At 68.4% G+C, this 20,951-nt stretch carries 15 protein-coding genes; 9 read left to right on the forward strand and 6 right to left on the reverse strand.

All coding sequences use genetic code 11. The features are described 5' to 3' along the window. Window positions 1–145 precede the first annotated feature (145 nt). Window positions 146–1,543 carry a WS/DGAT/MGAT family O-acyltransferase gene (locus tag GOHSU_RS12255; RefSeq protein WP_005942136.1) on the reverse strand — a complete coding sequence of 466 codons (1,398 nt, stop codon included), beginning with the start codon at window positions 1,541–1,543 and terminating at the stop codon, window positions 146–148. 66 nt (window positions 1,544–1,609) lie between these two features. Further along, on the reverse strand, window positions 1,610–3,046 hold the full coding sequence (locus tag GOHSU_RS12260) for a WS/DGAT/MGAT family O-acyltransferase (RefSeq protein WP_024332951.1): 1,437 nt from the start codon (window positions 3,044–3,046) through the stop codon (window positions 1,610–1,612). A gap of 278 nt (window positions 3,047–3,324) precedes the next feature. Here GOHSU_RS12260 and GOHSU_RS12265 point away from each other — a divergent pair, with 278 nt between their 5' ends. Both GOHSU_RS12265 and GOHSU_RS12270 read left to right on the forward strand, forming a co-directional pair. Continuing rightward, the gene (locus GOHSU_RS12265; RefSeq protein ID WP_005942138.1) at window positions 3,325–5,082 is read left to right on the forward strand and encodes a hypothetical protein; all 1,758 of its coding nucleotides are present in this window, start codon (window positions 3,325–3,327) and stop codon (window positions 5,080–5,082) included. 136 nt (window positions 5,083–5,218) lie between these two features. Next, entirely contained in the window at window positions 5,219–5,830 is a 612-nt protein-coding gene (locus GOHSU_RS12270; protein ID WP_005942139.1) for a SanA/YdcF family protein, read from the forward strand. Here the strand turns inward: GOHSU_RS12270 and GOHSU_RS12275 are convergent. Further along, window positions 5,814–7,964 (reverse strand): acyltransferase family protein, encoded by a 2,151-nt coding sequence (locus tag GOHSU_RS12275; RefSeq protein ID WP_005942140.1) that lies wholly within the window; start codon window positions 7,962–7,964, stop codon window positions 5,814–5,816. The genes GOHSU_RS12270 and GOHSU_RS12275 overlap by 17 nt on opposite strands. A 167-nt stretch (window positions 7,965–8,131) precedes the next feature. On the opposite strand from GOHSU_RS12275, the gene GOHSU_RS12280 reads away from it, so the two are divergent. The 7 genes from GOHSU_RS12280 to GOHSU_RS12310 all read left to right on the forward strand — a co-directional run bounded on the left by GOHSU_RS12280 (window position 8,132) and on the right by GOHSU_RS12310 (window position 17,073). Further along, the gene (locus GOHSU_RS12280) at window positions 8,132–9,259 is read left to right on the forward strand and encodes an NDMA-dependent alcohol dehydrogenase (RefSeq protein ID WP_005942141.1); all 1,128 of its coding nucleotides are present in this window, start codon (window positions 8,132–8,134) and stop codon (window positions 9,257–9,259) included. A gap of 181 nt (window positions 9,260–9,440) precedes the next feature. Beyond that, window positions 9,441–11,042: an acyl-CoA carboxylase subunit beta gene (locus GOHSU_RS12285; RefSeq protein WP_005942143.1), complete on the forward strand. Its 1,602-nt coding sequence runs from the start codon at window positions 9,441–9,443 to the stop codon at window positions 11,040–11,042. 4 nt (window positions 11,043–11,046) lie between these two features. After that, a complete protein-coding gene (locus GOHSU_RS12290) occupies window positions 11,047–13,041 on the forward strand; it encodes an acetyl/propionyl/methylcrotonyl-CoA carboxylase subunit alpha (RefSeq protein ID WP_005942146.1) in 1,995 nt (664 codons plus the stop codon). Next, window positions 13,038–14,708: an AMP-binding protein gene (locus tag GOHSU_RS12295; protein WP_005942148.1), complete on the forward strand. Its 1,671-nt coding sequence runs from the start codon at window positions 13,038–13,040 to the stop codon at window positions 14,706–14,708. Before GOHSU_RS12290 ends, GOHSU_RS12295 begins: the two co-directional genes overlap by 4 nt. Continuing rightward, complete coding sequence (locus GOHSU_RS12300; protein WP_005942154.1) at window positions 14,705–15,514, forward strand: enoyl-CoA hydratase/isomerase family protein; 810 nt, start codon at window positions 14,705–14,707, stop codon at window positions 15,512–15,514. Before GOHSU_RS12295 ends, GOHSU_RS12300 begins: the two co-directional genes overlap by 4 nt. Next, window positions 15,511–16,317 (forward strand): enoyl-CoA hydratase/isomerase family protein, encoded by an 807-nt coding sequence (locus GOHSU_RS12305; protein ID WP_005942155.1) that lies wholly within the window; start codon window positions 15,511–15,513, stop codon window positions 16,315–16,317. The genes GOHSU_RS12300 and GOHSU_RS12305 overlap by 4 nt, the downstream gene beginning before the upstream one ends. Before the next feature lie 123 nt (window positions 16,318–16,440). After that, the gene (locus tag GOHSU_RS12310) at window positions 16,441–17,073 is read left to right on the forward strand and encodes a TetR/AcrR family transcriptional regulator (protein ID WP_162138715.1); all 633 of its coding nucleotides are present in this window, start codon (window positions 16,441–16,443) and stop codon (window positions 17,071–17,073) included. On the opposite strand, the gene GOHSU_RS12315 is transcribed toward GOHSU_RS12310, so the two are convergent. Genes GOHSU_RS12315 through GOHSU_RS12325 form a run of 3 tightly spaced genes read right to left on the reverse strand, consistent with a single transcriptional unit; the run spans window position 17,063 to window position 20,845 of the window. Beyond that, entirely contained in the window at window positions 17,063–18,805 is a 1,743-nt protein-coding gene (locus tag GOHSU_RS12315; protein ID WP_005942157.1) for an acyclic terpene utilization AtuA family protein, read from the reverse strand. The two genes, GOHSU_RS12310 and GOHSU_RS12315, sit on opposite strands and share 11 nt — an antisense overlap. Next, entirely contained in the window at window positions 18,802–19,635 is an 834-nt protein-coding gene (locus GOHSU_RS12320; RefSeq protein WP_005942158.1) for an SDR family oxidoreductase, read from the reverse strand. Before GOHSU_RS12320 ends, GOHSU_RS12315 begins: the two co-directional genes overlap by 4 nt. A gap of 31 nt (window positions 19,636–19,666) precedes the next feature. Further along, on the reverse strand, window positions 19,667–20,845 hold the full coding sequence (locus tag GOHSU_RS12325) for an acyl-CoA dehydrogenase family protein (protein ID WP_005942159.1): 1,179 nt from the start codon (window positions 20,843–20,845) through the stop codon (window positions 19,667–19,669). Between the last annotated feature and the right edge of the window lie 106 nt (window positions 20,846–20,951).

Here is a 20,951-nt window from a genome sequence, read left to right on the forward strand (position 1 = left end):
TACCGTAGAGGTTCAGCAGTGTTCTCCGCTGCCAAGGTATGCCTAACTCGGCAGGTGAGAACGGCTTGACGCCAGATGTTACCGACGAGTAACCATGGGGATCCAGTGATCCGGGTCCGGTGTGGCGCAGGTCATCGGCCGGCCGTCAGGCGCCGGTGAGCGGCTCCATCTCTTCCAGCTCGATCAGCGCGGTCTCCAGGTGATCGAGCATGCGCTGCAGGCTGGGTACCTGAGCGCGGGCCCCGGCCAGACCGAAGCAGGTCTTGCCGCCGATGCTGGTGATGGTGATGTTGAGGGCTTGACCCTCGACGGGGATGGAGGCCGGATAGCAGCCGTCGAGGCGGGCGCCGTTCCAGTACAGGGGCTCGTCCTGGGCGGGCACGGTGGAGATCACCAGGTTGAACCCCTGCGGGGTGTAGCCGGCGGTGCCGGGCACCAGCGACAGGGCCAGCGGCCAGATGTTGGCTGCCCCCAGGGCCAGCTGCTGCAGCGGCGGCAGGCTGCGCACAACATCCTTGGCGCTGTTGGTGGAGGCGTGGATCTCCCGGACGCGTTCGGCCGGGTCGGGCACGTCGGTGGCCAGCTTCGCCAGGATCGCGGTGACCGAGTTGCCGTGGCTGTGTTCATCGTGCAGGGACACCGGGACCATGGCGACCAGCGAATCGTCGGGCAGGCTGTCGTGCTCGTCGAGGTAGGACCGCAGCGCACCCGAGCACATGGTCAGGATGACGTCGTTGACGGTGATGCCGTGGCGGGCGGCGGCGGCCCGGATCCGCTCGGTCGGCCAGTCCTGGGCGGCGAAGCGGCGGGCCGAGCCGATTGGGACGTTGAGCATGGTCTTGGGTGCGGGCACCATTGGCGGGGCGTAGTTGTCGTCGCGGACGCCGGACAGGGCGACCTTGGCCGCGGCCGGGGCCATGCCGATCACGTCGTCGGCGGTACGCACGACAGTCCCGGCGGTGTCGGTGACCCGGCCCAGCAGGCTCTTCTGCGGTGCGGGCGGACGGGGTTTGCGCTTTCTGCGCAGCTTCTTGTCCCAGAAGGCGGTGCCGGAGCGGTCGTCGGGGTCGGTGGTGAGGAACCGCTGCAGGACGCGCAGGGCGGTGACGCCGTCGACCACCGAGTGGTGGATCTTGGAGAACACGCCCAGCCGGCCGTCGGCCAGGCCCTCGATGATGTGTACCTCCCACATCGGCTTGGACCGGTCGAGCAGCGTGCCGTGGTTGAGGGATACATACCGCAGCAGGTCCAGGATCGCGCCGGGACGGGGCAGGGCGATGCGCCGGACGTGGTAGTCCAGGTCGAGGTCGTCGGCCTGCTGCCAGGCGAGGTAGCCGGCCACGCGCGCCGGGGCGGCGGGCCGCTTGAGGAAGGTCTCGTCGATGTCGGTGGCCGAGACCAGCGCCTCGTGGAGTTCGTCGGCCAGTTCGGCGGCGGTCTGGCCCTCGCGCGGGACAAACAGCTGCAGTCCCCCGACGTGCATCGGCTGGTCGCGGGTCTCGGCGATCAGGAACATCGACTCGGTCGGCGGAATGAGTTTCATCGGGTGTGCGACCTCTTTCGCTGGTGGGAGTTCTCGCTGTTCAGGGGTGTGGCCGAGCGGTGAATTCTAGCGCCGCCGGGAGGGTTCGGGGTTATCCGGGGACGCCGGGGCGATCGACGGGATCTGCTCCAGCTCGACCAGGGCGGCCTCGAAGTGGTCGAGGATGCGCTGCAGCCGGGGCAGCTGGGCGCGGGCGCCGATGACCCCGAGGTTCACCTTGCCGCCGACGGTGGTGACGGTGATGTTCATCGCCAGGCCCTCCATCGCGATGGACACCGGATACGTGCCGTCCAGGCGGGCGCCGTTCCAGTACTGCGGTTCCTCCGGGCCGGGCACACTGGAGATGATCAGGTTGAACCCGCGCGGGGTGTAGTTGACGAAGCCGGGCACCGGCGCGAACGCCAGCGGCCAGACGTTCGCCGCGCCCAGGGCCAGGGACTGCAGCGGCTTGAGTTTGCGGACCACGAGTTTGGCGCTGGTGGTCGAGCGTACGATCTCCTGCAGCCGCTGCGCGGGATCGGCGACGTCGGTGGCCATGCGCACGATGATCGCGGTGACCGCGTTGCCGTCGTCGCCGGGCTGGTCGTGCAGGGAGACCGGCACCATCGCGTTGAGCGACTCTTCCGGCAGCGGCGCCTGGTCGGCCAGGTAGCGGCGCAGTGCGCCCGAGCACATGGCGATCAGGACGTCGTTGAAGGTGACGCGGTGACGACGGGCCACGGCGCGCAGCCGCTCGATCGGCCAGTCCTGGGCGGCGAAGCGACGCGCCGAGCCGATGGGCACGTTCAGCACGGTCGACGGCGCCTGCTGCAGGGGTGCGACGAAGTCTCTGTCGAGCACGCCGACCATCGCGACCTTGGCCGCGGCCGGGGCCAGGCCGATCAGGTCGTCGGCGGTGCTCAGCGCCGAGCCGAGTGCACCGGTGAGGCGCTGGGCCAGGGTCTTGGCCGGTGCGGGTGTGCGCCGGCGGCGTCGTCGCCGGGTGATCTCTTTGTCCCAGAACGCGGTGCCGGTGCGGTCGTCGGGGTCGGGGCTCAGGGTGCGCTGCAGAATGCGCAGCGCGGTGACGCCGTCGGCCAGGGAGTGGTGGATCTTGGTGTACAGGGCGACGCGGCCGTCGGTGAGGCCCTCGATGATGTGGACCTCCCACATCGGGCGCGAGCGGTCGAGCAGCGCGCCGTGGCTGAGGGAGACATAGCGCAGCAGGTTCTTGATGCTGCCCGGGCGGGGCAGGACGATGCGCCGGACGTGGTAGTCGAAGTCGATGTCGTGCGCGTGCTGCCAGGCGGTGTAGCCGGCGATGCTGGCCGGGGAGGCGGGACGTTTGAGGAACAGGTCCTGGATGTCGGTGGCCGCCCGGAAGCGTTCGTAGATCTCTTCGGCCAGTTCTTCGGCGGTCTGGCCCTGCCGCGGAATGAACAGTTGCAGACCGCCCACGTGCATGGGCTGATCGCGGGTTTCGGCGATCAGGAACATGGACTGGGTCACCGGCATGTACTGCACCACTGGGCCGCTCCTCCCCGGGACGGTCGTGCTCGATACCGAGACGACGCGATCGCTGCCGCCATTGTGGCATGGACCACAAGCGGACCGCAGTTCGGGGCGTCGTCACTGCCGTGCGCTGCATCGATGCGAGGGAGGGGCTCAATCGGGTGGCAGTCAATCGGGGGACGATTGTCCGACACGCAACCTTTTCTGATTTACTGTGACACGGCCCACTCTCGGGCTAATCTCAACGCCGTCGGGGGACGCCAGAACCGAATAAAAAGGAACAACAACACATGGCCACCTCTATTAACCGCAGAAACCGCCGACGCCGTAAAGCGGGAGCCCTCGTCGCCGTCGGTGCGTCGGCGGCACTCATGGGCGGAGTGCTGGCACCCGCCGCGCCCGCGCAGGCGGCGCCGCTGTCGATCGGCGACTTCGGGATCCCCGGCATTTCACAAGCTTGTGACGCGGGAGACTCGACGGTCGCGACCGCGGGGAACGGCACCGGTACTCGAACGGCAGACTGTACCCAGGCGAGCCCGTGGCTCCTCGCACAGATCGGCGACGGCCTGCTGGGATTGGTTCTGCCCGACCTTGCCAATGTCATCACCTTGGGTGGCATGAACGGTGCGCTGGCCACCCGCGGACTGGAAGTCGAGGGAGACCCGCGGTTCTGGGATCCCGGCAACAAGACGAACATCTTCATCCCGGGCACTGCGACGATTGCCGGCAGCGGATACTCGACCGCCATCACCCTGTTGGGTGGTGAGTCTAAGGCGAAGGCCGACTACATCATGGCCGGCGCGATCGCACTAGCGGCGACAGGTGGCATCGCCAACGCTGACGCGCTCTTTGGCGTGAGTGTCGCGACTGCAGTGGGTCGCCCCGCATTGCTCTACCATTCGCTCCTCTTCGGAGACATCGGCGCACCGCGCATCGAGAATTCAGCAAAGGCCAAGAGCCTCCCGATGGGCTTCGCCATCGCGAACTCGATGCTGACCCTCGATGAGATGATCGACCCTCTCTACAAGGAGGGCAGCAAGTACTACGTCGACAGGTACCGGACGTCTGCTGTGGCGCTCGGAGGCGTCGCTGCTGCCTTCCATGCGGTAGACGGAAGCCAGGGGGCAGTGTGTACGGCTGTCTATGCCGAAGCCCGGGTGCACGCGGACAAAGTTGGTCAAGACGGTGAAGTGAAGGGGACTCAACGCCAGAACTCCTGCACGAGCGTTCTTTTCATCTTCCAGAAGCAGCAGAACGTCGACGAGTACGGCGGGAACGTCGTCTACGCGATCAAGAACCCGTTCGATATGAATATGGTGTCGCCGTACGGTGACAACATCGCGAACTTCATCGTTGAGCTGCAGAAGATCATCGACGAGGTCGGCTCAGATATGGGACTTCCCTCGGTTCCGGGGCCGGTCATGGAACTGGTGGCCGGGAAGTTCGTGCCGGAGTTCAAGAGCGACATCGTTCGCATCGTCATGACACCGGACGGGCCGAAGTTGGGCTCGGGTCTCGGCGACTTCTTCAGCCGGATCTTTAGCGAGGACGGCATCGGCGGCCTGACTGGCGGCCTCGGCAACCTGTTCAACGGATTCAGTGGCCTGTTCAACCAGACATCCTTCTCTGCCAACCCGGCCGCGCGCTCGGTGAACATGCCGATCACGCTCGCAGATGTTGGCGCTGATCCGATCACTGCTCCGGCGATGTCGAAGACGATCAGCACCTCGACTCCTGCGGAACTGAAGTCCGAAACACAGGGCACCAGCACGGTCGAGCTGTCCACGCTCAGTGGTGACACCGGCACCGACCAGCAGCAGACGACCAAGACGGCGACGCCCGATACGACCCAGCCGGAGCTGAACGTCAGCCCGACCGAGACTCCGTCGACGCCGGACCCGGCGCCTGTGGTCACGGAAACGCCGACCGCGCCGTCGCCCAGCGACCAGGGCAGCGATACTTCGAACCCGTCGTCCGAGTCCGTGAACACCGGCAGTGACAGTGGTTCGGCGACGGCCTCTGAGCCTGAGCTCGCCAGTGTCGGCTAAGTAGTCACCCCGCGACCGTATTCGGTCCGCTTCCCACGACGGGAAGCGGACCGAATGCATCTGGGGCGCCCGGGCATCGTCGGACCTCAACACGACACCGCGCAGTCGACCGAACGCTCCGGACTACCGTGGGCGCGTGACCAGACGACGCCTCGGACTCCTCGCGCTGTGGGCGGTGGTGGCGCTGGAGTTGGCGGTGATCGTCAGTTCGGCGTGGACGCTCGGTGCCGGGGCGGGACGGGTGGTGCAGGCCGACCAGCTCCCGGCCGGCGCCCCGACCACCGCGATCGTGCTGGGCGCTAAGTCCGCCGACGGCGAGCCGGGCACGTACCTGCGCAACCGGCTCGATGTAGCCGTCGACCTGTACCGCAGCGGCCAGGTGGACCGGATCATCGACTCCGGCAACGACTCCGACGATGCAGGCAACGAGGTCCAGGTGATGCGGACCTACCTGCAGGCCCACGGGATACCCGCGCAGCGCATCGTCGACGATCCGGCCGGCCTGAACACCGCGGCGACCTGTCGTCGTGCCGCGACCGAGTTCGGGGTGCACCGCGCGCTGATCGTCACCCAGGGATTTCACGTCGGCCGGGCGGTCGGACTGTGCCGCGCCGAAGGAATCGACGTGGTCGGCGTCATCGCCCCGTGTCAGGGGTGCACGGCGCTGTCGTTGGCTCGCAACTATGTGCGCGAGCCGCTACTGGCCCGCCCGCGCGCGGTCCTGACGGTGCTTACCACCAGCCGGTAGCGCGCTGGATGTCCTTCTCCAGGTAGGGGATCAGACTGCGCACGAAGGCCGTCGTCAGGTGGTGACGGTCGTGCCACACCAGGATGTTGCCGACCACCGCCGGGCAGTAGGTGTCGGTGCACACCGCATTCGAGTAGTCGATGAACGTGACGTTCGGGAACTCCTCGTCGATCGCGTCGGTGGGGCTGACCGGGGAGAGCATCCGCTGGCGGGTCACACCGCACACCTCCGGCTTGCGGCCGGCGGCGATGCAGTCCGGCGGGCTCATCGGCGGGTCCAGACCCCACGGGGTGTCGCGGATGGCGATCACCTTCTGATCGCGGTCGCGGAACTCCTTGAAGATGTCCAGGTAGCCCTCGGGGACGTAGTCGCCGGGGCGGCCGGGGATCGGCCGGGTGCTGGTGGTGAAGACGACGTCGGGCTTGTCCACCTCGAGCCGGTCCATCACCGTCTTGACCCAGTCGTGGCATTCGGTGAGCAGCTCGCCGTTGTATTCGACGACGGCCTCGGTGCTCAGGGCGCAGCCGGCCTTCATGTAGGTGGTCACCTTGAAGCCGTGCTTCTTGCCCAGGGCGTCCAGGGCGGTCATCCAGTGCTCGGAGTGCGAGCCGCCGACCACTGCGATGGTGCGCTCGGCAGAGGTGTCGCCGAACTCGCCCACCCGGATCTCCATGTCACCGAAGTTGGAGAAGTAGCCGATGTGGTTCAGCGGCCAGTCCTCGGCGGCGGCCTCGGGGGAGGGCACCGGCGGGATGGCGGGCACGGAGGCGCCGTCCAGGAAGGCGCGGGCGCCCGGGTACATCCGCGGGTCCAGGTTGGTGGTGTCCACGTGCATGTTCGCCGCGCGCACCTGCCAGTAGACGGCGCTGCTGCCGGCGAACACGGACAGGAACACCAGGACGGCGGCCAGGATCCGGCGGTACTTGCGGCTGAAGTCGCCGCCGCGGCCCACGCGCAGCGGCTTCTCCACCCACTTGGTGCACAGCCACGCGATGATCACCGAGACGATCAGGATCCCGGCGCCCTCGAAGAAGGTGACGTGATCCTTGAACCGCCAGCTCAGGTAGAAGATCAGCAGCGGCCAGTGCCACAGGTACAGCGCGTAGGCGATCGAGCCGAGCCAGACGATCCACGGGTGCGCCAGGATCTTGCCGCCCACCGACAGATCGGCACCGGCCACGGGACTGGGCGCGGTCTGCGAGGAACCGACCCAGATGATCAGCAGGGTGGCGCCCACCGGCACCATCGCCATGATGCCGGGGTACTCCTTGACGCCGGCGATCCAGATACCCGAGGTCGCGATCAGCAGCACACCGACCGCGGTCAGCGCGGTGCGCAGCCAGTTGGGCATCGCCAGGCGCGGCATCCAGATGGCCAGCAGGCCGCCGACAAGCGGCTCCCACAGGCGGGCCACGGTGTCGTAGTAGTTGAACGGCTGGTTGATGCCGTGCCGGTAGTTGGCCCAGGCGAACGAGACCAGGGCCACCGCCAGCAGCGACAGGCCGACGATCCACCGGATGGTGGTGGCCTGCCCGATCACCGGCCAGCGCAGCGCCGCGAGCTTGAGCAGCCCGCCCAGCGCCAGTGCGACCAGCAGCGTCAGGACGAAGAACTGGCCCTGCATGGACATCGACCACAGATGCTGCAGCGGACTGACCGCCGAGTCGGCGGCGCCGTAGTCCTGCGAGGCGAAGGCCAGGTGATAGTTCTGGTAATAGAAGGCCGAGGCGATGGTCTCTTTGCCCAGCGTGCCCCAGCGCGTGGTGGGCATCACCCACCAGACCATCAGCACCACGAACGACAGCAGCAGGAACATGCCCGGGATCAGGCGCATCAGCAGGCGCTTGAACCGCGGCCACGGGTCGACCGCCCGCCGCATCGACACCTGCTGCGGAATGCTGTTGGTGACGTGCTTGAGCAGCGAGGCGACGAAGAAGTATCCCGACAGGGTCAGGAAGACGTCGACGCCGCCGGAGACCCGGCCGAACCACACGTGGAAGACGGCGACCAGGAAGATCGCGATACCGCGCAATCCGTCCAGGTCGAGGCGATAGCCGGAGTTGTATCCGGTGGCCGCGTCCTCATTCGGGGTCGGGTACTCCCGGACCTCCGTGCCGTGCTTTTCTGCTGCCACGACTGACCAATGTAGTCAACGAGGGACCAGAACGCTCATCGACGACGCGCTGATCGCCGCCGCGAACCCGGCCAATTCGACAATTCTTCTGCACCGCTTGGGTGCCGGGGCCAGTATCGAAGGTGCGTCAGCGAGACGTACACCACTTTTCGAACGAGGGAATCTCAGTGAAGACCAAGGCTGCTGTCCTGCGCGGAGTGAACGAGGAATGGAAGATCGAGGAGGTGGAGCTCGGCGATCCGGTCGCCGGTGAGGTTCAGGTCAAGCTGGTCTCCTCCGGGCTGTGCCACTCCGATCACCATTTGCGCACCGGACAGAGTCCGGCCCCGATGCCCGTCGTCGGCGGGCACGAGGGTGCCGGCATCGTCACCAAGGTCGGCCCCGGGGTGACGCGGTTCGCCGAAGGCGACCACGTGGTCACCGCCTTCATCCCGGCGTGCGGTGTCTGCGGTCCGTGTTCGCGCGGTCAGCAGAACATCTGCGACGAGGGCGCCGGACTGCTGACCGGCCTGGCGATCTCCGACAAGACCCACCGGGTCACCAACGACGCCGGCGAAGAGTTCACCCAGATGTGTCTGCTGGGCACCTTCTCGCCCTACATCACCGTCAACCAGGCCTCGCTGGTCAAGATCGAAGACGATATCCCGCTCAAGGAGGCCGCACTGCTGGGCTGCGGTGTCGCCACCGGCTGGGGCAGTGCCACCGAGATCGGCGGCACCAAGGTCGGCGACACCGTGGTGGTGGTCGGTATCGGCGGGGTCGGGATCAACTCGATCCAGGGCGCCAAGGCGGCCGGCGCGCGGTACGTGGTGGCCGTGGACCCGGTGAAGTTCAAGCGGGACATGGCCGAGAAGCTCGGCGCCACCCACGTCTTCGAATCGATGGAGGAGGCGATCCCTGCGGTCGGCGAGATGACCTGGGGCACCATGGCCAACTCGGTGATCCTGACCGTCGGCGAGATGAAGGGCGAGTACATCGCCCCGGCGATGGCGATGACCGGCAAGGGCGGTCAGGTGGTGGTGGTCGGGATGGGCGACTTCCAGGCCATGGACGTGTCGCTGAACCTGTTCGAGATGACGCTGCTGCAAAAGCGCGTGCAGGGCGCCATCTTCGGCGGCGCCGGCCCGCGCACCCAGGTGCCCAAGCTGCTCAACGAATACCGCGCCGGCCAGCTGAACCTGAGCGACCTGGTGACCCAGGAATACCGGCTCGAGGACATCAACAGGGCCTACGACGACATGCTCTCCGGGGAGAACATCCGCGGCATGATCGTGTACGACGAGGCCGACTGGTAGACCGCCGGCCTCTCGGCTCACCCAGCACCGCGGCCCTCCCGGGATCACTCCCGGGAGGGCCGCACTGTGTGCGGGGCCCGGCTGCTGCCGATGCCCCGCAACTCCTTGTGCCGCGTCGCCCCGTGAGTTAAATTAACGAGAACTAAGTAAGTATCTGGTTGGACGACCCACGGGAGGCACAGTGCCAGTCCTGCAAACCGCGATCGATCCCGCTTCCGAGGAGTTCACCGCTCGTCGGGCCGAGTACCTCGAGCGGATCTCGGAGATCGATGCCGAACACGCCAAGGCGGTGGCGGCCGGCGGTCCCCGCTATGTGCAGCGCCATCGCGAGCGCGGCAAACTGCTCGCCCGGGAACGCATCGAGATGCTCCTCGATCCGGCGGCCCCCTTCATGGAACTGTCGCCGCTGGCGGCCTGGGGCACCGACTTCCACGTGGGCGGCAGCCTGGTCACCGGCATCGGGGTGGTCGAGGGGGTCGAGTGCGCGATCCTGGCCCACGAGCCGACGGTGAAGGGCGGTACCGGCAACCCGTATTCGGTCCGCAAGTTCCTGCGCCTGTTCGACATCGCCAAAGAGAACAATCTGCCGCTGATCTGCCTGGTCGAGTCCGGCGGCGCCGATCTGCCGACCCAGAGCGAGATCTTTGTGCCGGGCGGCCGCCAGTTCCGGGACCTGACCGAGGCCTCGGCGTCGGGGCGACCGGTGATCTCGCTGGTCTTCGGAAACTCCACGGCCGGCGGCGCCTATGTGCCGGGCATGTCCGACTACACCGTGATGGTCAAGGAAGGGGCGAAGGTCTTCCTCGCCGGACCGCCGCTGGTCAAGATGGCCACCGGTGAGGTCTCCGACGACGAGTCCCTCGGCGGGGCAGAGATGCACGCGCGCACCTCGGGGCTGGCGGACTATCTCGCGGTCGACGAGATGGACGCGATCCGGATCGGCCGGCAGATCGTCTCCCGGCTCAACTGGCGCAAGGCCGGCCCGGAGCCGTCGTTGCCGGCCGATCCGCCGGTGCACCCGATCCAGGATCTGCCCGGCATCGTGCCGGTGGACATCAAACAGCCCTTCGATCCGCTCGAGGTGATCGGCCGCCTGGTCGACGGCTCGCGGTTCGACGAGTTCAAGCCGCTCTACGGCACCAGTCTGGTCACCGGATGGGCGTCGATCCAGGGTTATCCGGTCGGCATCCTGGCCAATGCGCGGGGGATCCTCTTCAGCGAAGAGTCGCAGAAGGCGGCCCAGTTCATCCAGCTGGCCAACCAGATCGATGTCCCGCTGGTATTCCTGCAGAACGTCACCGGCTTCATGGTCGGCAAGGAGTACGAGCAGAACGGCATCATCAAACACGGGGCGATGATGATCAACGCCGTCTCCAACTCGCGAGTGCCGCACCTGACCATCAACATGGGTGCCTCGTACGGGGCCGGCAACTACGGCATGTGCGGGCGGGCGTACGGTCCGCGCTTCCTGTTCTCCTGGCCGAACTCCAAAACGGCCGTCATGGGCGGGCAGCAGCTGGCCGGGGTGATGTCGATCGTGGCCAGGCAGGCTGCTGCTGCGCGCGGCGTCGAGTTCGACGAGGCCGCCGATACGGCGCTGCGCGAGAAGATCGAAACCCAGATCGACACCGAATCGATCGCGCCGTTCATGTCGGGGAAGGTCTACGACGACGGCATCATCGACCCCCGCGATACGCGCACGATCCTCGGCTACTGCCTGTCCATCGTCAGCAATCAATCGATCGAGGGCGTCAAGAACGCCTTCGGCGTCTTCAGGATGTGACCGCATGATCAACCGTGTTCTCGTGGCCAACCGCGGAGAGATCGCTCGCCGCGTGTTCCACACATGCCGCCGCAGCGGGATCGGCACCGTGGCCGTGGCGTCGACCGCCGACCGCTGCGCCCCGCATGCCCGCGAAGCCGATGTCGTCGTCGAACTTCCCGGAGCGGCGCCGGCCGAGACCTATCTGCGCGGGGACCTGATCATCGAGGCCGCCGGGCGGGTGGGCGCCGACGCGGTCCACCCCGGCTACGGCTTCCTGTCGGAGAACGCCGCCTTCGCCCGGCAGGTGCTCGACGCGGGGCTGACCTGGATCGGACCGCCGCCCGAGGCCATCGAGCTGATGGGGTCGAAAGTGGAGTCCAAGCGGCTGATGGACCAGGCCGGGGTGCCCGTCCTCGGCGAACTCGACCCCGAAACGATCACCGAGGAGCAGCTGCCGGTGCTGGTGAAGGCCTCGGCCGGCGGCGGCGGACGAGGTATGCGGATCGTCCACACACTCGCCGAACTCCCCGAGGCGGTCGCCGCCGCCAGCGCGGAGGCGGCCTCGGCGTTCGGTGATCCCGCCGTGTTCTGCGAGCAGTACATCGCCACCGGCCGCCACATCGAGGTGCAGATCCTCGCCGATCGGCACGGAAACGTCTGGCCGCTGGGGGAGCGGGAGTGCTCCATCCAGCGCCGCCACCAGAAGGTGCTCGAAGAGGCGCCGTCGCCGATGGTCGACACCCCGATGCGCCAGCGCCTGTGCGAGGCGGCGGTGCTGGCGGCCCACGCCGTCGACTACGTCGGCGCCGGCACCGTCGAGTTCCTCGCCGATGACCGCGGCGACTTCTTCTTCCTGGAGATGAACACGCGACTGCAGGTGGAGCACCCGGTCACCGAATGCGTCACCGGAGTGGACCTGGTCGCCTGGCAGCTGCGCATCGCCGAAGGAGCCGAACTGCCCACGACCGAGATCCCCGTCTTCCACGGCCACGCGATCGAGGCCCGGCTGGTGGCCGAGGATCCGTCAAGCGATTGGCTGCCCACCAACGGGCCCATCCACCGGTTCGAGGTGGGCCGCGGCGACACCGAGTTCGCGATCCCGGACTCGCCGGGGCTGCGGGTCGACGGCGGGTTCGGTGCCGGGGACGCGGTGAGCGTGCACTACGACGCCATGCTCGCCAAGGTGATCGCCTGGGCGCCCACCCGCGCCGAGGCCGCCCGGTTGCTGGCCGGGGCGCTGGCCGCAAGCCGGCTGCACGGGCCGGTGACCAACCGGGACCTGCTGGTGCAGGTGCTGCGCCACCCCGAGTTCCTGTCCGGGGACATCGACACCGGGTTCTTCGACCGCGACTCGGCCGCCGGAGTCTTCGAGCCGCTGGCCGGCCCCGCAGCGGTCGGCTACTCGGCCATCGCGGCGGCGCTGGCCCGGGGGATGGAATACCGCGCCCACGCGACCGTCGCGGCGATGATGCCCCCGGCCTGGCGGAACGTGCCGGCCATGCCGCAGCGAACCGAGTTCACCACCTCCGCCGGCGAGGTGGTGGGCGTCGAATACCAGCACACCGGAGAGGGCTTCGTCGCCGGTCTGGCCGGTGCGGACGGCCCGGCGAGCCCCGAGGTGGCCGCCGTCGCCGTCGATGCGGTGGACCTGGTGATCGACGGAGCGCGCTACCGGTTCCAGGTGGCCTTCACCGGCGACCGCGTCGACGTCGACTCGCCGTTCGGCAGCGTGGTGCTCGGCTCGGTACCACGCTTTCGCGACCCGCAGCTGGAACGCGCGGCGGGTTCGCTGATCGCCCCGATGCCGGCGATGGTCACCGCGGTGCTCGTCACGCAGGGCGACACGGTCACCGCCGGCGACCCCGTCGTGGTGCTCGAGGCGATGAAGATGCAGCACACCGTTGCTGCTCCGCAGGACGGTGTGGTCTCGGCCGTCAACGTTGCGGCAGGACAGCAGATCGAGACCGACCACATCCTCGTCGTGATCGACGATTCACCGGAAGGCGATGCGCCATGACCGCAGCAACCACGATCCCCGAAGGCTTCCAGCAACACGTCGCCGAACGCCCCGACGACTCCGCCCTGCGCGATGTCGGCGCCGAGGGCCTGACCTGGCGCGAATACGGTGAGCAGGTCGCACGGATCTGCGGCGGTCTGGCGGCGCTGGGCCTGCGCCGCGGAGACACGCTCGCGACGATGCTCGCCAACCGATCCGAGCACGCCCTGGTCGAGATGGGCGCCAACCACCTGGGCGTGACGACCTTCTCGATCTACAACACGAGCTCGCCGGAACAGATCGCCTTCATGCTCTCGGACTCCGGGGCCAAAGTGGTGGTCGTGGAGGAGCAGTTCGCCGACAACGTGCGGGCAGCCGGGGTCGACCTGACGATTCTGGTGCTCGAGGACGGCGACGTCGACCGGTTGGCCCCCGAGCCGGACTTCGACTTCGCGTCGACCTGGCGTGCGGTACAGCCCGAGGACCTGCTCTGCCTGATCTACACCTCCGGTACCACCGGTCAGCCCAAGGGCGTCGAACACACCCATCGCAACTTCGTGGAGATGGCCAAGTCGATCACCGCCCGGTTCCCGGTCGGCACCGACGACCGCGCCATCTCGTACCTGCCGACCGCGCACCTGGCCGACCGCGGAGTTCTCTACTACACGCATTCGCTCTACGGTGCCGAGATCACCATGTGTCCCGATGTCGCGCAGCTCGGCGCGGCGCTGGCCGAGGTGCACCCGACCACCTTCGCCGCCGTTCCCCGGGTGTGGGAGAAACTGAAGCTGGCGGTGGAGGCGGCGTTGCGCGCCGATCCGGCGATGGCGGCCGCCTTCGACTCCGGAGACGAGACTGTGCTGGCGGCGGTCCGGGCCAAGCTGGGCTTCGACCAGCTGCGGTGGGCGCTGTCGGGGTCGGCGACGCTGAACCGCGAGATCCTCGGTTTCTTCAACAAGATCGGCGTACCGACCACCGATCTGTGGGGCATGTCGGAGATCGGTATCGCCACGGCCGCGCCGATCGGCGAGGCCAAGCCGGGCACCGTCGGCACCGCGATGCGCGGGTACGAGATGAAGCTGGCCGACGACGGCGAGCTGCTCGTGCGCTCGGACTTTTTGATGGTCGGCTACCGCAATGCGCCGGAGAAGACGGCCGAGGCCTTCGACGCCGAGGGCTGGCTGCGCACCGGTGACATCTTCACCGTCGACGACGAGGGCTACTACACGATCATCGACAAGAAGAAGGAGCTCATCATCAACTCCGGCGGCAAGAACATGTCGCCGGCCAACATCGAGGGCGCCGTGCGCGATGCGTCCCGGCTGATCGGCCCGATGATCGCCTACGGCGATAACCGCCCGTACAACGTCGCCCTGATCACCGTGGAACCCTCGGTGGCAGAGGAGCTCGGCATCACCACCGCGGTCGATGAGCTCAACACCGATCCGGTCGTCGTCGACCTGGTGCGCCGCGCCGTGGCCGACGGCAACGCCCGGCTGTCCCGCGTCGAGCAGATCAAGCGGTTCAAGATCATGCCCGCCGTCTGGGAGCCCGGCACACCGCTGGTGACCCCGACCGGAAAGCTCAAGCGCAATGTCGTGCACGCCGAATACGCCGCCGACATCGACGATCTCTATGCCGCACAGCCCGGCGCGGATGTGTACGAACCGCTCGGTGAGGCGGCATGAGCGCCGTCCTGGTCGAGGAGGCCGGCGGTGTGCTGACGGTGACCATCAACCGTCCCGACCAGCGCAATGCCCTCTCGCAGGAGGTGGTCGGCGGGATCGCCGAGGCAATCGAGACGGCGCGCCGAGCGGCCGGCCGGATCCGGGTGTTCGTGCTCCGCGGCGCCGGCGGCACCTTCTGTGCCGGCGGCGATCTCAAGGAGTTCAAAGCCATGTTCCAGGACGACCGGGCATCCGGTTCGCAGCCGGAGCGGCTGGCCGAGGCCGCACAGATCAACCGGGCCGGGGGTGAGCTGTTCGCCGGGCTCGCCGCGTTGCCGTGTGTGGTCATCGCCGCGGTCGACGGTGCGGCCGTCGGCGGTGGTTTCGGGCTGGCGGCCGCGGCCGACATCACCGTGGCCACCCGCAGCGCACGTTTCTCGATGTCGGAGACCCGCCTTGGACTGCTCCCGGCGCAGATCACGCCGATCGTGGCCGCCCGGGTGGGTACCCATCACACCCGGCGCCTGTCGGTGACCGCGGCCCGCATCGGTGCCGACGAGGCGTTCCGGATCGGCCTGGTCGATCAGATCGTCGACGACGGTGCGCTCGGCGAGGCGGTGCAGTCCCAGGTCGGGCAGGTGCTGGCGTGTGCGCCGCAGGCGAATGCCGCGGTGAAGAGGTTCCTGGCCGAACTTCCGGACATCCCCGAAGAAGCGGTCCGCGATCACGCCGCCGGACTGTTCGCCGAAGCGATGCGGGGCGAGGAGGCCAGGTCCGGACTGCGGGCGTTCATCGAGGGCACGGCGCCGATGTGGCGGGCCGGATGAGTGCCGCGGCGCAGGGGCCGCCGGTGCAGCTGACGATCTCCGACGGTCTGGGCGTGATCACGCTGGCGCGCGGCGACAAATCCAATGCCATCGACGAGGCGCTGGCCGCGGCACTGCTCGAGGCGGTCTCTGCCTGCGCCGATCCGGACTCGGGTGTGCGGGCGGTGCTGCTGCGCGGGGACGGACCACACTTCTGCGCCGGCGGCCAGGTCGCAGACCTGCTGGTCGAACCGGCTGCGGCGGCGGCCCTGGCCGACCGCCTGGTCACCCGGCTGAATGCGGCGGTGCAGATGCTCGTCGAACTGCCGGTCCCCGTGGTCGCGGCCGTGCAGGGCTTCGCCGTCGGCGGCGGCCTGGGACTGGTCTGTGCCGCCGATGTCGTGGTGGCCGGGGCATCCGCCCGCTTCATCTCCGGCTTCACCCGGATCGGACTGGCACCGGACTGCGGGGTCTCGGCGACGCTGGCGCCGATCGTCGGGCGCGGTCTGGCGCGCGACATGGTGCTGACGAACCGCGTCATCGACGCCGCCGAGGCACAGCGAGTCGGACTGGTCTCCCGGGTGGTGGCCGACGGCGACCTCGCCGAGACCGCGCAGACGCTGGCGAGTGGTCTTGCCCGCGGTCCGGCGCAGGCGCTCGCCGAATCCAAACGGATGCTCCGCGACAGCGGCGCCTCCCTCCCCGAGCGGCTCGACGACGAGGCCGCAACCCTGTCCCGGTTGTGTCGCAGCGCCGATGCTCGAGAAGGCATCGACGCGCAGTTCAGCCGGCGCCCACCGGAGTTCACCGGTTCGGCGGGCTGACGCACACTCGGCCGCCGACGCGGATGCAATAGGCTGAGGCACGCTGATCTGTGGTGCCATGCCGCACTCGGTCCCTGAGGCAGCCGGCACCGCAGATCCTCAAGGCAGAGAGTGGAGAACACCGTGAGTCGACCGTCGGGGAACACGGCCAAGCCCGGGCGGGCGCCCGGGCGCCCCAAAGCGTCCGAGGGTCTGGACACCCGGGCGGATCTGATCAAGGTGTCGCGGGAGCTGTTCGCCGCCCAGGGATATGCCGGCACCTCGGTGTCGGAGATCGGCCCGCGCGCAGGTGTGAGCGTCCCCGTGCTGTACCAGCGCTTCGGCAACAAGGCAGGGCTGTTCGTCGCCGTGGCCGAAGACGTGTACGGGCTGGGCATCACGCGCCTGAACGAGGCGATCGACGGAATCACCGACTTCGACGAGGCGGTCAGTGCCGCGCTGCGCGAATTCGCGGGTCTCTATGCGATGGACCCGTCGCTGGCGGCGATGGTGGTCACCGTCCTGGTCGAAGCCGAACGCAACGAAGAACTGGGCCCCCGGCTCCGACCGATGCTGCGGGAGCTGCGCCAGTTCGCCGACCGGTTGGCGGCCCTGGCACCGGCGGAACGACTCAACGGAGACGAGGGCCGCCGCGATCTGTCGCGTTCCCTCGTCGCCGTCATGAGCGGGTTGATGGTCTCCTCGATGAGTATGAATCGCGCCGAGGATTACGAGCGTCTGGTCGAAGCCACCCGGCGGCTGCTGGTCAGTCGCTGAGCAGCGCCGCCGGGACGTCGACCCGGCGGGCGAGCAGCCACTCGGCCAGCCCCTTGGCCTGCGGGTCGAAGCGCGCGTTGTAGGCGACCCCCTCACCGAGCAGGCCCTCGATCACGAAATTGAGGGCGCGCAGGTTCGGCAGCACCGCGCGCTGGATCGGCAGATCGGCCGTCTCGGGCAGAAGTTCGCGGATCCGCTCGACCGTCATCGCGTTGACCAGCCAGGTCCACTGGTCGTCGGTGCGAACCCACACGCCGATATTCGCGTGCGGCCCCTTATCGCCGGACCGGGCCAGCGCGATCTCACCCAGCTCGATGTGCCGGGACGGCCCCGGCGCGGTGGCGGCGGGAATCGGGGGTGCGGTGACGTCGGCGAGAGCCCGGGTGGTCGGGGTCGGCGGGACGGCCACCCGGGTGCCGTCGTGCAGGACCGCGGTGTGCTCAGGCAGGGCCGCATCGACATAACCGGCGGTGAACACCCCGTACGGCGACGCCTCCCTGGGCGGACTCGACAGGAAGAACCCGGGGTAGCCGGCCAGCGCCAGCTCCACCGCGGTGCCCGAGAACAGGCGGCCCACCTTCTTCGGATCGGTATCGCGGACGACGCACCGCAGGGTCGCCGCCGCCCGCTCCTCGGTGTCGGCGTCGGGGGTGTCGGTGCGCGCGAGGTCCCATTCGAGTTGCGCGGGCCGGACGGGCAACCACTGCTCCAGCTGCCGCCGGGTCAACGCCGCCTTCTCCTCGATGTGCCGGCCGACGAGCATGAACGCCATCTCGTTGCGGAAACCGCCGAGGCGGGTGAGCGAGACCTTCAGCTGCGGCGGCGGCGCCTCACCGCCGATCCCGGACAGCCGGACCCGATCGGGGCCGTCGTCGGTCACCGCGATGGTGTCGAAGCGGGCGGTCGCATCGGGTCCGGCGTACCGGGCGGTCTGGATCTCGTAGAGGAGCTGGGCGGTCACGGTGTCGACGGTCACCGCACCGCCGGTGCCCGCGTGTTTGGTGATCACGCAGGATCCGTCGGCGGACACCTCGGCGATGGGGAAGCCGGGCCTGGACAGATCCGCGATCTCGGTGAACGCGGAGAAGTTCCCGCCCGTGGCCTGCGTGCTGCATTCGATGACATGACCGGCGACCATCGCCCCGGCGAGCGCGTCGAAATCCTCGCGGCCCCACCCGAAGTGAGCGGCTGCCGGGCCGACGACCAGGGACGCATCGGTGATCCGGCCCGTCACGACGACGTCGGCGCCGGCGCGCAGGCACTCGGCGATGCCCCAGGCGCCCAGGTAGGCGTTGGCCGCCAGCGGCTGGCCGAGCCCGAGTTCGGCGGCGCGGTCGGTGAGATCGTCACCTTCGATATGAGCGATCCGGGCGGGTACGTCGAGTTCGGCTGCCAGGTCGCGGAGTCGGGCGGCCAGACCCGCGGGGTTCATGCCGCCCGCGTTCACCACGATCTGCACGTTCTTCGCATACGCGGCGGCCAGGGACTGGCGCATCTGGGCGAGGAAGGTCTTGGCGTAACCGAGAGCGGGGTCCTTGGCGCGGTCGCGGGCCAGGATCAGCATGGTCAGCTCGGCGAGGTAATCACCGGTCAGGACGTCGACATCGCCGCCGTCGAGCATTTCTTGCAGTGCGCTGTGCCGCTCTCCGTAGAACCCGGAGAAGTTTCCGATGCGGATGACCTCGGGGGAAGCAGACAGTGGACGGGTGGATCGGGGGCGGGGGAGGGTCATGAACGTGCTCCTTCGGATTCGAGACTCATCCAGTCGCGGCGCAGCATGCCGAAGCCGGCCAGACCGAAGCCGCCGTCGACCACGATCTGACTGCCGGTGACGTAGCCGCCCAGCGGGGACGCCAGGATCGCGGCCATCACACCGATGTCGGCGGTGGTGCCGAAGCGGCCCAGGGGCACCGCTTGGCGCCATTGCTCGGCCCCCACTTCCGCGGAGAGACGCTCGACGCCCTCGGTTCCGGCGATGGGTCCGGGAACCACCGTGTTCACGCGGATTCCGTACTGCCCCCACTCCAGGGCCAGGTTCTTCATGAGATTCTCGATGCCCGCTTTCGCCGCACCGGCATGAGCCTGGTTCGGCGTCGGGCAGTACGCCTGACCGGCCGACACGAACAGGATCGAGCCGGAGGTCTCGGCGAGTTGCGCGAAGGCGGCGTGCGCGGTGTTGAAGCTGCCGAGCAGATCGATGTCGATCACCGTCTTGAAACCGTTGGCGCTGATCTTCTCGGCGGGGGCGTTGAAGTTGCCGGCTGCCCCGGCGATGACCGCCGAGACGGGCCCGAATCTCGATTCGGTGAGGGCCAGCGCGGCGGTCAGGGCGTCGTGATCGCGGACGTCGGCGACCGCGTACAGCGCGTCCGCACCGAGGTCGCGCAGCCGGGCGGTGGCGGCGACGAGTTTGTCTTCGGTGCGTCCGCAGATCGCGACCTTGGCGCCGGTCCGGGCGAAGGTCTCGGCGATACCGAGATTGATTCCGCTGCCACCGCCGGTCACGAAGACGGTGCTGCCCCGGTGCAGAGACGAGGAGAGGAGGTCGAGGAGTTCAGGCATGAGTGATCGGGTGCTTTCAGTCGATCGGCGGTCAGTACGACTTCGGCAGTCCGAGCATGTGCTCGGAAACGAAGTTCAGGACCATATCGGCGCTGACGGGTGCGGTGCGCATGAGCCGGGCCATCCACCACATGTCCGAGATTCCGTATTCGAGGGCGAAGCCGTTGCCGCCGTGCGTCTGGATCGAGGCGTCGACGCTGTGAATCGCGGCTTCGGCCGACGAGTACTTGGCGATGTTGGAGGCTTCGCCGACACCGGGCGCGCCGGCATCGCACAGGACGGCCGCCTTGCTCGTCATCAGCCGGGACAGCTCGAGTTCGATGCGGGCCTTGGCCAGGCGGTGGGCGACCGCCTGGTGGGCGCCGATCGGGGTCTTCCACACGGTGCGTTCGCGCGCGTAGGCGGCGGCTTTGTCCAGGGCGCGCCGGGCGATGCCGTTCTCGATCCCGGCGATGATGATCCGCTCGGGGTTGAGGCCGTCGAACACCGCCCGCAGACCGCCGCGTTCGCCGCCGATCAGCCGGTCGGCGGAGATCTCGACGTTGTCGAAGAACAGTTGCCATTGCTTGTCGGCGCCGATGAACGGCATGGGGATCGGCGTGCGGGTGAATCCCGGTGCGTCGACGTCGACGATGCACAGGCACGGAACGCCGAGTTCGCCGTCCTCCTCGCGGAAGCGCGCGACGACCAGCACCGACTCGGCGGACTCCACACCGGAGATGAAGACCTTCTGGCCGGAGAGGCGGTAGCCGTCGCCGTCCCGCTGCAAGCTGGTGCGCAGATTGTGGGAGTTGCTGCCGGCATCGGATTCGGTGATGGCGAAGGCGATGGTCGAGCTGCCGTCGGCGATCCCGGGCAGCCAGCGCTGCTTCTGCTCGGGGGTGCCGTGCGCGCTGATGACCGATCCGGTGATGGCGGAGGAGACGACGAGCATCACCAAGGCGGTTCCGGCCGCCGCGGTTTCTTCGGCCACGAGCGTCAGGCCGCGCATGCCCATTCCGCCGCCGCCCCATTCTTCGGCGAGGTTGAGGCCGATGAATCCGGCGTCGCCGAGGGCCTGCCACAGCTCCGTCGGCGGCCGGTCTTCGTCGTGGCAGCGCCGGGCGTAGTCGTCGCCGAAGGAGGCGCAGATCCGGCGGACGGCCTCGCGGATCTGCCGATCGTCGTCGGATTCGATGAGCGGGAGGTCGGTGGAGGCGGAGTCGGTCATGGGGTCGCCCTTCTGGTTGGTGGGGTCGGTGGCGCCGGTCGAGCGGCGCGCTCGGGGCTTCGGCGAATTCGTCGGAGTCTGGAGCGCTGTCATAATATTAAGTTAA

This window comes from Gordonia hirsuta DSM 44140 = NBRC 16056, from assembly GCF_000333015.1.
Lineage (GTDB): Bacteria > Actinomycetota > Actinomycetes > Mycobacteriales > Mycobacteriaceae > Gordonia > Gordonia hirsuta.